The 12,191-nt window shown below is 54.4% G+C and carries 11 protein-coding genes and 3 pseudogenes; 7 read left to right on the top strand and 7 right to left on the bottom strand.

Annotated elements, in window-relative coordinates; genetic code table 11:
• Nucleotides 1-4 precede the first annotated feature (4 nt).
• Nucleotides 5-310: pseudogene (locus tag LDO51_RS19870) on the top strand (AAC(3) family N-acetyltransferase); the annotation flags it as partial.
• Nucleotides 311-420: 110 nt separating this feature from the next.
• Here LDO51_RS19870 and LDO51_RS01905 read toward each other — a convergent pair.
• The gene (locus tag LDO51_RS01905; RefSeq protein ID WP_000602738.1) at nt 421-1,173 is read right to left on the bottom strand and encodes an IS6 family transposase; all 753 of its coding nucleotides are present in this window, start codon (nt 1,171-1,173) and stop codon (nt 421-423) included.
• 85 nt (nt 1,174-1,258) lie between these two features.
• On the opposite strand from LDO51_RS01905, the pseudogene LDO51_RS01900 reads away from it, so the two are divergent.
• The 3 genes and pseudogenes from LDO51_RS01900 to LDO51_RS19600 form a co-directional block, all read left to right on the top strand.
• A pseudogene (locus LDO51_RS01900) lies at nt 1,259-2,758 on the top strand (Tn3 family transposase); the annotation flags it as partial.
• Between the two features lie 53 nt (nt 2,759-2,811).
• Nucleotides 2,812-2,946 (top strand): phenol hydroxylase subunit, encoded by a 135-nt coding sequence (locus LDO51_RS19865; RefSeq protein ID WP_223231885.1) that lies wholly within the window; start codon nt 2,812-2,814, stop codon nt 2,944-2,946.
• Between the two features lie 37 nt (nt 2,947-2,983).
• Entirely contained in the window at nt 2,984-3,469 is a 486-nt protein-coding gene (locus tag LDO51_RS19600; protein ID WP_006581703.1) for a hypothetical protein, read from the top strand.
• 196 nt (nt 3,470-3,665) lie between these two features.
• Here LDO51_RS19600 and LDO51_RS01885 read toward each other — a convergent pair.
• A protein-coding gene (locus LDO51_RS01885) for an IS4-like element ISAba1 family transposase (RefSeq protein WP_085940648.1) occupies nt 3,666-4,756 on the bottom strand; the annotation gives its coding sequence in 2 pieces (ribosomal slippage) (nt 3,666-4,216 and nt 4,216-4,756; 1,092 coding nt in all).
• Between the two features lie 89 nt (nt 4,757-4,845).
• On the opposite strand from LDO51_RS01885, the gene sul2 reads away from it, so the two are divergent.
• Nucleotides 4,846-5,661: a sulfonamide-resistant dihydropteroate synthase Sul2 gene (gene sul2 / locus LDO51_RS01880; RefSeq protein WP_001043260.1), complete on the top strand. Its 816-nt coding sequence runs from the start codon at nt 4,846-4,848 to the stop codon at nt 5,659-5,661.
• An 86-nt stretch (nt 5,662-5,747) separates the two neighbouring features.
• Nucleotides 5,748-6,050, top strand: coding sequence for a phosphoglucosamine mutase (locus LDO51_RS19595; RefSeq protein ID WP_000251875.1), 303 nt, complete (start codon nt 5,748-5,750; stop codon nt 6,048-6,050).
• 175 nt (nt 6,051-6,225) lie between these two features.
• Here the strand turns inward: LDO51_RS19595 and LDO51_RS01870 are convergent, their stop codons facing one another.
• The 5 genes and pseudogenes from LDO51_RS01870 to LDO51_RS01850 form a co-directional block, all read right to left on the bottom strand.
• Nucleotides 6,226-7,719, bottom strand: a complete 1,494-nt coding sequence (locus LDO51_RS01870; protein WP_001120888.1) for an IS91-like element ISCR2 family transposase — start codon at nt 7,717-7,719, stop codon at nt 6,226-6,228.
• Between the two features lie 111 nt (nt 7,720-7,830).
• The gene (locus tag LDO51_RS01865) at nt 7,831-8,136 is read right to left on the bottom strand and encodes a LysR family transcriptional regulator (RefSeq protein WP_001255015.1); all 306 of its coding nucleotides are present in this window, start codon (nt 8,134-8,136) and stop codon (nt 7,831-7,833) included.
• Between the two features lie 27 nt (nt 8,137-8,163).
• Nucleotides 8,164-9,378, bottom strand: a complete 1,215-nt coding sequence (gene floR, locus LDO51_RS01860; RefSeq protein ID WP_000214119.1) for a chloramphenicol/florfenicol efflux MFS transporter FloR — start codon at nt 9,376-9,378, stop codon at nt 8,164-8,166.
• Between the two features lie 216 nt (nt 9,379-9,594).
• Entirely contained in the window at nt 9,595-10,479 is an 885-nt protein-coding gene (locus tag LDO51_RS01855) for a DUF3363 domain-containing protein (protein ID WP_001447541.1), read from the bottom strand.
• A 30-nt stretch (nt 10,480-10,509) separates the two neighbouring features.
• Nucleotides 10,510-11,340: pseudogene (locus tag LDO51_RS01850) on the bottom strand (IS91-like element ISCR2 family transposase); the annotation flags it as partial.
• A gap of 63 nt (nt 11,341-11,403) precedes the next feature.
• Here LDO51_RS01850 and LDO51_RS01845 point away from each other — a divergent pair.
• Complete coding sequence (locus LDO51_RS01845) at nt 11,404-12,108, top strand: IS6-like element IS1006 family transposase (protein ID WP_001067784.1); 705 nt, start codon at nt 11,404-11,406, stop codon at nt 12,106-12,108.
• Nucleotides 12,109-12,191: the final 83 nt, after the last annotated feature.

The following is a 12,191-nucleotide window of genomic DNA, read 5'->3' as shown; positions in this document are numbered from 1 at the left end:
GTAGATGCCGACCGAACAAGAGCTGATTTCGAGAACGCCTCAGCCAGCAACTCGCGCGAGCCTAGCAAGGCAAATGCGAGAGAACGGCCTTACGCTTGGTGGCACAGTTCTCGTCCACAGTTCGCTAAGCTCGCTCGGCTGGGTCGCGGGAGGGCCGGTCGCAGTGATTCAGGCCCTTCTGGATTGTGTTGGTCCCCAGGGCACGATTGTCATGCCCACGCACTCGGGTGATCTGACTGATCCCGCAGATTGGAGATCGCCGCCCGTGCCTGCCGATTGGGTGCAGATCTTGCGCAACGAGATGCCGGCATACGATCCGCAAACCACACCAACTCGGAACATGGGTGCAGTGGCTGAATTGTTCCGGGCGTGTCGCAAACACTTTTGGAGGCAGCTATCACCCAGCCAAGGCCGGTATTTTCATGCTTTGTTAACCTTTTGCAGTCCGAAGAGGCGCGCAAGCAAATCATTCTGGTCATTGACGGTCCAGCCGCCTGAAAAGCCAAAGCCCTTCCGCAGCCACAGCATCGCCTCGAAACCCGCGATGGTTCGCCGCGCCGTGTTAAAGGATTGGAAACCGCCGATCTTCGGCATGTTCTTCTTCACCCGGAAATGGTCGCTCTCAATCCCCTGCTGGAGATGTTTGGTCACATAATGCACGGGATCGGGATGGAGAAGCCCATCATCAACCGACGTTTTGATCGTTGACGGGAAGGTGTTGGCCCCGTCCGTCCCAATCCTGTTCGGCGACAACAAGGGTTCATCTTTAAGCATCTTTCGGAAGAACCGCTTGGCAGCGTCGAGATCGCGCTTAGCGGTCAGCAGGAAATCCACCGGATTGCCATGCTTATCGATGGCTCGGTACAGATAGCGCCATTTGCCGCGGATCTTGACATAGGTCTCATCAATCCGGACCGAGCCGCAATGGGGTCGACGAAACTGCCGCAGCCGTTTCTCGATGACAGGTGCATAAGCCAATACCCAGCGGTTGATCGTGCTATGATCGACCTCGAAGCCCCGCTCGCGAAACATCTCTTCCAAGTCACGATAGCTGAGCGGGTAGCGCAAGTACCAGGCAACCGCCTGTACAATCAGCCAGGCCTCGAAATGCCTGCCCTTGAAATCATCCTTCGACTGGCGCTTCAGCTTTTCGGCAATGGTATTCAAAATCATCGGCTCGCTCCGCAATATCAGGAGCGGCAACTTCTCTCCCCATGGTCAACATCGAGTTAACCTGAAGAATTTGCGACAAGGCCATGCGTTCCGCTCCGGAGATGTCTGGCTTACTAGGTCCCGGCGCTATGGCGATCTGAAACACGCACTCGTTCCGGCACAATCCATCGCGGAAGGCGGTCGTCTCGCTGTGCCATTGCGGCCGGAGGAATGGCTGGCAGACCGGCAAGCTCGCCTCGACATGCGGTTGCGCGAGCTTGGCCGTGCCGCTCGCGCAGGCACGATCCCGGGCGGGTCGATTGAAAACGGCGTTCTGCATATCGAGAAACTCGAAGCCGCCGCGCCGACAGGCGCCGAAGATCTGGTGCTCGATCTCTACAAGCAGATCCCGCCCACGCGCATCACCGATCTCCTGCTGGAGGTGGATGCGGCGACCGGCTTCACCGAAGCGTTCACCCATCTGCGCACAGGAGCACCCTGCGCTGACCGGATCGGGCTAATGAACGTTATCTTGGCGGAAGGGATCAACCTCGGCTTGCGCAAAATGGCGGATGCGACAAACACCCACACCTTCTGGGAATTGATCCGCATTGGACGGTGGCATGTCGAGGGCGAAGCCTATGACCGGGCGCTGGCCATGGTGGTCGAGGCACAGGCAGCGTTACCCATGGCCCGGTTCTGGGGCATGGGCACGTCGGCTTCGAGCGACGGACAGTTCTTCGTCGCTACAGAGCAAGGTGAGGCCATGAACCTGGTCAACGCGAAATATGGCAATACCCCGGGCCTGAAAGCCTATAGCCACGTCTCCGACCAATATGCGCCGTTCGCAACCCAGGTGATTCCTGCAACGGCAAGCGAAGCGCCTTACATCCTCGATGGCCTGCTGATGAACGATGCTGGACGCCATATCCGCGAGCAGTTCACCGACACGGGCGGCTTCACCGATCACGTCTTTGCCGCATGTGCCATTCTCGGCTACCGGTTCGCTCCGCGCATCCGCGACCTGCCATCCAAACGGCTCTACGCGTTCAATCCGTCGGCCGCCCCGGCGCACCTGCGAGCGTTGATCGGCGGAAAGGTCAACCAAGCCATGATCGAGCGCAATTGGCCCGACATCCTGCGCATCGCCGCCACCATTGCTGCCGGGACCGTCGCGCCAAGCCAGATTCTGCGGAAACTCGCCTCCTATCCGCGGCAGAACGAGCTCGCGACAGCCCTGCGGGAAGTCGGTCGCGTCGAGCGCACCCTGTTCATGATCGACTGGATTCTGGATGCCGAACTCCAACGGCGTGCCCAGATCGGGCTCAACAAAGGCGAAGCTCATCATGCGCTGAAGCGGGCAATCAGCTTCCACCGCCGCGGTGAAATCCGCGACCGTTCCGCCGAAGGCCAGCATTACCGCATCGCCGGCATGAATCTGCTCGCCGCCATCATCATCTTCTGGAACACCATGAAGCTCGGCGAGGTCGTTGCAAACCAGAAACGCGATGGAAAGCTGCTATCGCCCGATCTCTTGGCCCATGTTTCGCCGCTCGGATGGGAACACATCAATCTCACCGGAGAATATCGCTGGCCAAAGCCTTAGCGTAGGATTCCGCCCCCTCCCGCAAACGACCCCATCCAGAGTTAGCTGTAGAAATGATTATGCCAGTCAAGGCTTTTGAAGAATTCTGCGCACACCATCAAGTACAGCACCTAAGTACGGATGATTTTGCAAAGATTGAATATGACCGCATGAAGTGGCGATTTGGACAGGCCGGTATTAGAGAATAAAAACTCTAGTCTTTATTAAAAAATCAGGAAGATTTATATGCAAATTGATATTAAAACATCTTCAGTTAAGCCTTTAAGAAATACTTATGCTTATATTGAAAAAAGATTTGGTGATAAACCAGCTTCACGTTATCAAGAAGCGACCTACGATATTCAGGAAGAAATTAATTTTCATTACAAACCTTTATGGCAGCCTGAATTTGATCTTTACGATAAGGGCCGTACTGTAATCCAAATGAAAGATTGGTACGTGCTTAAAGATCCTCGTCAATTTTATTATGGGGCTTATACCCAAACTCGAGCTAAACAACAAGAGATTTTAGAAAGTAATTTTACGCTTGTTGAAAAACACGATTTATTAAGAAATATTTCTGAAGAAATTCTAAACAAAGTAACGAAATTACTACTCCCACTTTATTGTAAACAAGACATTTTTATCTTTTATATTCAATGGCTTATTTTCCTGCTAATTGGTAATACCATGAAAAATACCATGCTCAGAAAAGGCTTAACAATATTTTGAAAAATTGCCTACTGAGCGCTGCCGCACAGCTCCATAGGCCGCTTTCCTGGCTTTGCTTCCAGATGTATGCTCTTCTGCTCCTGCAGCTAATGGATCACCGCAAACAGGTTACTCGCCTGGGGATTCCCTTTCGACCCGAGCATCCGTATGAGACTCATGCTCGATTATTATTATTATACTCTGTACACGACAAATTTCACAGAACCCTTATCCTATCAGGATTCTGCTTTCTTAAAATTGCCAAAATTTCCTTAAACTCTTCTTTTTTCCCAAAACCAATTAAACGCTGAATCGCCATTTGAACATAGTCTAAACCATAGCGAAATAAACTCATTGAGAGTCGTCCATGCTTCTTTATTTTTATCGCTTTTTTTTGATTATGTTGCCATTCACCCGTTAAGTAACACCAACAGAAGCTTATAGCTAACACCGCAATCAATTTTTTCACTCGTCTAGGGTCTGTCAAGCGCGTATTTTCAAGATTAAACCCGCGTCCTTTGAGACAACTGAATAAGGTTTCAATTTCCCAGCGTAATGCATAATCCTGAATAGCATTGGCATTAAACTGAGGAGAAACGACGAGTAAAAGCTCTCCATTTTCTAACTGTAGTGCACTTATATATAGTTTCACCCGACCAACCAAAATCCGTCGTTTACGACATTCAATTTGACCAACTTTAAGATGGCGAAATAAATCACTAATTTTATGATTCTTTCCTAAATGATTGGTGACAATGAAGTTTTTTTAACACGAATGCAGAAGTTGATGTCTTGTTCAATTAACCATGTAAACCACTGCTCACCGATAAACTCTCTGTCTGCGAACACATTCACAATACGGTCTTTACCAAAAATGGCTATAAAGCGTTGAATCAAAGCAATACGCTCTTTCGTATCTGAATTTCCACGTTTATTAAGCAATGTCCAAAGGATAGGTATCGCTATTCCACGATAAACGATTGCGAGCATCAGGATATTAATATTTCGTTTTCCCCATTTCCAATTGGTTCTATCTAAAGTCAGTTGCACTTGGTCGAATGAAAACATATTGAAAATCAACTGAGAAATTTGACGATAATCAAAATACTGACCTGCAAAGAAGCGCTGCATACGTCGATAAAATGATTGTGGTAAACACTTGATGGGCAAGGCTTTAGATGCAGAAGAAAGATTACATGTTTGCTTTAAAATAATCACAAGCATGATGAGCGCAAAGCACTTTAAATGTGACTTGTTCCATTTTAGAGATTTGTTTAAGATAAGATATAACTCATTGAGATGTGTCATAGTATTCGTCGTTAGAAAACAATTATTGTGACATTATTTCAATGAGTTATCTATTTTTGTCGTGTACAGAGATTATTATAGAAGCCCCCATGAATAAATCGCTCATCATTTTCGGCATCGTCAACATAACCTCGGACAGTTTCTCCGATGGAGGCCGGTATCTGGCGCCAGACGCAGCCATTGCGCAGGCGCGTAAGCTGATGGCCGAGGGGGCAGATGTGATCGACCTCGGTCCGGCATCCAGCAATCCCGACGCCGCGCCTGTTTCGTCCGACACAGAAATCGCGCGTATCGCGCCGGTGCTGGACGCGCTCAAGGCAGATGGCATTCCCGTCTCGCTCGACAGTTATCAACCCGCGACGCAAGCCTATGCCTTGTCGCGTGGTGTGGCCTATCTCAATGATATTCGCGGTTTTCCAGACGCTGCGTTCTATCCGCAATTGGCGAAATCATCTGCCAAACTCGTCGTTATGCATTCGGTGCAAGACGGGCAGGCAGATCGGCGCGAGGCACCCGCTGGCGACATCATGGATCACATTGCGGCGTTCTTTGACGCGCGCATCGCGGCGCTGACGGGTGCCGGTATCAAACGCAACCGCCTTGTCCTTGATCCCGGCATGGGGTTTTTTCTGGGGGCTGCTCCCGAAACCTCGCTCTCGGTGCTGGCGCGGTTCGATGAATTGCGGCTGCGCTTCGATTTGCCGGTGCTTCTGTCTGTTTCGCGCAAATCCTTTCTGCGCGCGCTCACAGGCCGTGGTCCGGGGGATGTCGGGGCCGCGACACTCGCTGCAGAGCTTGCCGCCGCCGCAGGTGGAGCTGACTTCATCCGCACACACGAGCCGCGCCCCTTGCGCGACGGGCTGGCGGTATTGGCGGCGCTGAAAGAAACCGCAAGAATTCGTTAACTGCACATTCGGGATATTTCTCTATATTCGCGGTTCAGCAGGCATGTCCCCTTTGAGGGCGACCCGACGACAGGATAATCGACCTTATGGTGCGCAAATATTTCGGCACAGACGGTATTCGTGGCAAAGCCAACGAAGGCGCGATGACGGCGGAAACCGCCTTGCGCGTCGGCATGGCGGCTGGCCGTGTCTTTCGTCGCGGTGACCACCGCCATCGTGTCGTGATCGGCAAGGATACGCGCCTGTCGGGCTATATGCTTGAACCCGCGCTCACAGCCGGTTTCACCTCGATGGGCATGGACGTATTCCTTTTTGGCCCGCTGCCGACAACGTATAGGAAGAATAAACGCCCTTTTCACCCAAGTCCAACAGCTTTGGACCGCAGTTGACTCTTTCGACACCCCTGCGATGCAACCCAATCCGGCTGACGGGGAGCCAGCAACGCTGAAAATTTACCCTCCTCTTTCCCACTAGCGGCTCCTTTTCCGACAACCAGCACGGCGGATCCCTGCCGCGGCGCTGTGAACGCAGCATTTTGATTGGTATCGTTGGCCTTCAGGCTCGTCAGTCAAACAGACCCAGGAGCAGCTCAGCCGGTGGCGCCCGGCTTTCGGGTAACGCCCTGGTCCCGCTGGTTTCGGCTTTGTGCTTCAGGTGATCAAGGATCTGCTTGATCACTATAGGGTCTTCAATGCAGGCGATGACTTTCATGGCGCCGCCGCAGCCGCTGCAGGTCTCGATGTCGATATTGAAAACACGCTTGAGCCGTTGCGCCCATGTCATCGACGCTCGCCGTTGTGCTGGTGTTGCCGGTTCATCAGCCACCCTGACCTTGTTGCCCCTGCCCCGTTTTGCCGGCGTGACCAACGCCCGGTGCCGACTGTTGGGTGCGAACACCCCGTGGAAGCGGGTTAGGTTGACTCTGGGCTTCGGTACCAGGGCGGCCAGCCTTGCAATGAAATCCAATGGTTCGAAAATGACGTGCGTGGTGCCGTCCCGGTACGGCGTCTTGAGCTGGTAGCGCACGTTGCCGCCTCGTGTTAACGACAGCCGCTTCTCGGATACCGCCGGGCGGCTGATGTACCGGCACAGCCGTTCGAGCTTCTTGCGTTCATCGGCCCTGGCCGCCACGCCGGCGTGCAGGCTGGACCCGGCTACCTTGCCAATCCCGTCACCGAACGGATCACCACTGGTCGGCAGAGTTTGCAAAGTGAACACCTTTCGCCCCGCCTGTGAACCGACAGCGATACGGTAAGTGATCGAGTGCCCCAGCAGGGGTGTCATCGGGTCGTCATCCACCGCATCCGAGGCCAGATAGCTGTTTTCGACATCCCGTTCCAGCAGGCCTTGCCGTTCCAGATAGCGACCCACCCGGTGGGCGATGGTGTGCGTCAGCTGGGTGAGCTCTGGGCTGGTCGGCGCCTTGACCCAGCGGAAACGCGCTGAGCCGTGGGATTGCTCGACATACACACCGTCGAGAAACAGCATGTGGAAGTGAACATTCAGATTGAGCGCCGATCCAAAACGCTGGATCAGGGTGACCGCGCCCGTCTTGGCCACTTGGTGGGTATGGCCCGCTTTCTTGACCAGGTGCGTGGCAATGACGCGGTAAACGATGCCCAGCACCCACCCCATGATCTCGGGCCGGCTGGCAAACAGGAAACGCAGCTGAAACGGGAAGCTCAACACCCACTGACGCATGGGTTGTTCAGGCAGTACTTCATCAACCAGCAAGGCGGCACTTTCGGCCATCCGCCGCGCCCCACAGCTCGGGCAGAAACCGCGACGCTTACAGCTGAAAGCGACCAGGTGCTCGGCGTGGCAAGACTCGCAGCGAACCCGTAGAAAGCCATGCTCCAGCCGCCCGCATTGGAGAAATTCTTCAAATTCCCGTTGCACATAGCCCGGCAATTCCTTTCCCTGCTCTGCCATAAGCGCAGCGAATGCCGGGTAATACTCGTCAACGATCTGATAGAGAAGGGTTTGCTCGGGTCGGTGGCTCTGGTAACGACCAGTATCCCGATCCCGGCTGGCCGTCCTGGCCGCCACATGAGGCATGTTCCGCGTCCTTGCAATACTGTGTTTACATACAGTCTATCGCTTAGCGGAAAGTTCTTTTACCCTCAGCCGAAATGCCTGCCGTTGCTAGACATTGCCAGCCAGTGCCCGTCACTCCGCGGTCTTCACTGCGTGATCGAGTTGATCGACACCCGCCGTGACACGCTCCATGAAGTGCCTGCCTGCGTCTGTTAGCCGAACGCCCCGCGCATGGCGCTCAAATAGCAGGACACCAAGGTTATCCTCCAGCGCTTTCACACGCGCGCTGACGCTCGACTGGCTGATACCAAGTGCCTTGGCCGCATGCCGAAAATTCAGATGCTCGGCGACGGCGATGAACTGAACAAGGGAAATGAGCGGTATCCTGCCAGACAGGATACCGACATTCACGAGGTTTCGATGGTTAGTGCGCCGCATCGGAGCGGGCCTGCTACCAGTCGTCGGTTAGACGACTGGCGACTTCTCGGTGGCAGCCCCACGGAGCCGAAGGAGCACCAGCCCCAACGAAACCAGTACCGCCATCGCCGTGGCGTAACAGATCACGGGCCACGCTGTGTCACCGTTTAAAAGTGCCACCGCCAATGTCCCGACAATGCTGACTATCAGGCTTTGAACGCAGAAGTAGAACGCGACCGCTGATCCCGCGATGTCGTCGAACTCTGCCAAAGCGCCGTTCGCGGTAACGGACACCGTGAAGACAATACCGACCGCGACAACCCACATCGGTAGGATGAAGGTGAGGAATGACGGCGAGCCGTAAAGTTCGCCGATCCCCAACAGGACCGCTCCGCAAACAAGCAACGCCATCCCACGCGCCACGCATCCTGCGATGCCCCATCTGGCGACAAAGGACTTCGCGAAACGGGTTGTCACGATCATTACAAGCGCGACAGTGGCGAAGGCAAAGCTGAATCCGATCTCGGAATATTCCGCTTGGCCTATGAGCACACGGGGAGCCGTCGAGAAGAAGACGAAGAAGGTGCCCATACCGGCGCTAAAGCCGACAGTGTAAACCCAAAAAGCCGGACTCGCGAAGATCGGCAAGACAGATCGGCGCGTCTTGACTTGATCCAGAGGGCGGGTTTCGTGCCACCTGAAACCCGCATTTAGGAGTGCGAGCATCGCCAGTATAGCCAAAGTAATGAATATCGCCTGCCATCCCAAGAACTCGCCGATCAATGCTCCGGCGATAGGGCCGAGCGCAGGCACGAACGCCAGCATCGAACTGAAAAGGCCGTAGATGACGACACCCTCAGGACGGTTGGCATAAACGTCGCGAACCGTCGCGAACGTCGCCACCAGCATGGCCGACGCGCCCACTGCTTGAAGTAGACGGAAAGCGACAAAGGCCGGTGCAGTTGAAGACCAAGCTGCTCCCAGAGACGCAATGACGAAAGCCGTTGCGCCCGCAAGTAGAATTGGCCGTCGCCCGATTCTGTCTGAGAGCGGACCAAAAATCACCTGGCCCACGCCGAGCATCACCATATAGAGGCTCAACGTGAGTTGGATCATAGCGGGCGTCGTGTTCAGGATGCCGGGCATCGCTGGAACGACAGGGAGATAAATATCCATCGCCAGTGAAGCGAGGATGTCGAAAGGAGCCATCAGCAGCAGTGCTGCCGGCAGCGTATAGGCCCACGCGGGGCGTGTGGTGGTCATGACGAATCAACCCTCGATTAAGGAATACCGGGCGACGTCTGCTCGTCAGCAATCAGATGAGACTAGCCTTACAGAGCGCCGCAACAACAATACTGGTTGTTGCGGCTTACTTGTCTGCTGACTTGGAATTTCCCATCTGATTACTCCACGCTTACGAATATGAATTGCTACATTTTATCAGATTATCTTTTGCTTCGCAATGCGGCATGGGCGCACTCAGCGTTCCAGCCCCCTCTGCCGCCCTAACTGCCACGACACCGACCCGCCCTGCACGATGCCCATAACCTCGCGGCCGAGTTGGCGGTCGATGATCGGCCGCCACGGGACAAGGGTGAACTCATGGGATTTCTCGACCACGGCGAACTTGCCGCTCGATAGATGCACGGTTCCGGTAAACTTGCCGCTGACGCTCTCGCCGTCCGTGGCGGCGCGGAACGGCAGGCCCTTACTCAAAGCCATATCCGATCCGACGCCGGCTACCTCGCGCTCCCGCAGGATGGCGAGAAGGTTGCGCCGGTAGAAGACGCGGCTGTCCCGGCTGCGGGTGGCGTCGCCCTGTTCGATATGGTGCTCGCGGCGCTGGTCCATGGCTTCGCGGACTTGTTGCCCGAAGCCGGTTGGCGCAAGGTCGGCCGTCTCGCCGTGGATCAGCCGCCGGTCCAGCCAGGTCGCGCCGTCCGATCCGATCTGTTTGTTCAGATCGACCGGGGAAAGGACGCGAACGCTGGCCTGACTGTCTCGGCCGGCGTCATGGGCGGCGGCACGGCTGACCAGATCATCGGGGATGCGCCATTGGTCGGCGTCGATCCGCTCGACGATACCGGCCCGGCGTAGCGCCTCCAGCCGGCGCACATGGGCATCGACATAGCCCTCATAGTCGCCGCCTGGAACGCGGCACGTATAGGAAGAATAAACGCCCTTTTCACCCAAGTCCAACAGCTTTGGACCGCAGTTGACTCTTTCGACACCCCTGCGATGCAACCCAATCCGGCTGACGGGGAGCCAGCAACGCTGAAAATTTACCCTCCTCTTTCCCACTAGCGGCTCCTTTTCCGACAACCAGCACGGCGGATCCCTGCCGCGGCGCTGTGAACGCAGCATTTTGATTGGTATCGTTGGCCTTCAGGCTCGTCAGTCAAACAGACCCAGGAGCAGCTCAGCCGGTGGCGCCCGGCTTTCGGGTAACGCCCTGGTCCCGCTGGTTTCGGCTTTGTGCTTCAGGTGATCAAGGATCTGCTTGATCACTATAGGGTCTTCAATGCAGGCGATGACTTTCATGGCGCCGCCGCAGCCGCTGCAGGTCTCGATGTCGATATTGAAAACACGCTTGAGCCGTTGCGCCCATGTCATCGACGCTCGCCGTTGTGCTGGTGTTGCCGGTTCATCAGCCACCCTGACCTTGTTGCCCCTGCCCCGTTTTGCCGGCGTGACCAACGCCCGGTGCCGACTGTTGGGTGCGAACACCCCGTGGAAGCGGGTTAGGTTGACTCTGGGCTTCGGTACCAGGGCGGCCAGCCTTGCAATGAAATCCAATGGTTCGAAAATGACGTGCGTGGTGCCGTCCCGGTACGGCGTCTTGAGCTGGTAGCGCACGTTGCCGCCTCGTGTTAACGACAGCCGCTTCTCGGATACCGCCGGGCGGCTGATGTACCGGCACAGCCGTTCGAGCTTCTTGCGTTCATCGGCCCTGGCCGCCACGCCGGCGTGCAGGCTGGACCCGGCTACCTTGCCAATCCCGTCACCGAACGGATCACCACTGGTCGGCAGAGTTTGCAAAGTGAACACCTTTCGCCCCGCCTGTGAACCGACAGCGATACGGTAAGTGATCGAGTGCCCCAGCAGGGGTGTCATCGGGTCGTCATCCACCGCATCCGAGGCCAGATAGCTGTTTTCGACATCCCGTTCCAGCAGGCCTTGCCGTTCCAGATAGCGACCCACCCGGTGGGCGATGGTGTGCGTCAGCGGCACTGTTGCAAATAACCACGAATGGTAAGCTGAAGACTGTTTTAGCTAAAGGTGCAGCATATGAATCCTTTCCATGGTCGGCATTTTCAGGGCGAAATCATTCTTTGGGCTGTGCGCTGGTATTGTAAATATGGCATTAGCTATCGTGAACTGCAGGAAATGCTGGCCGAACGGGGTGTGAATGTTGATCACACGACTATTTACCGTTGGGTTCAACGTTATGCTCCTGAAATAGAAAAACGTTTACGCTGGTATTGGCGTAATCCTACAGATCTGAGCTCGTGGCATATTGATGAAACCTATGTAAAAGTGAATGGACGATGGTCTTATCTGTATCGTGCAGTCGATCAACGTGGCGATACCATTGATTTTTATCTTTCTTCTAGACGTAATACCAAATCAGCATATTGTTTTCTTGGAAAAATTTTAAATAATGTGAAGAAGTGGCAAATTCCACAAGTGATCAACACGGATAAAGCACCCACATATGGACGTGCTTTATCACGGTTAAAACGGGAAGGTAAATGTCCACCAGACCTTGAGCACAGGCAGATTAAGTATAAAAATAACGTGATTGAATGTGATCATGGCAAGCTAAAGCGGATCATCAGGGCCACATTAGGATTCAAATCTATGAAGACGGCTTATGCCACAATTAAAGGTATTGAAGTCATGCGTGCACTACGTAAAGGACAAGCATCGTCATTTTATTATGGTCAGCCTCAGGGTGAAGTGTGTCTAATCAACAGGGTTTTCGGTCTCTAAGTACTTTTTAAAGGGAACATCATCGACTCAAATCTCTATTTGCAACAGTGCCAAAAAAACCAACTTCAAGTTGGTTTTTCTTT

The organism is Providencia alcalifaciens, from assembly GCF_020271745.1.
In the GTDB taxonomy this organism is placed as follows: Bacteria; Pseudomonadota; Gammaproteobacteria; order Enterobacterales; family Enterobacteriaceae; genus Providencia; species Providencia alcalifaciens_B.
The sequence above is the reverse complement of the archived record's forward strand: the minus strand, read 5'-3'. Positions and strand labels throughout refer to the sequence as shown.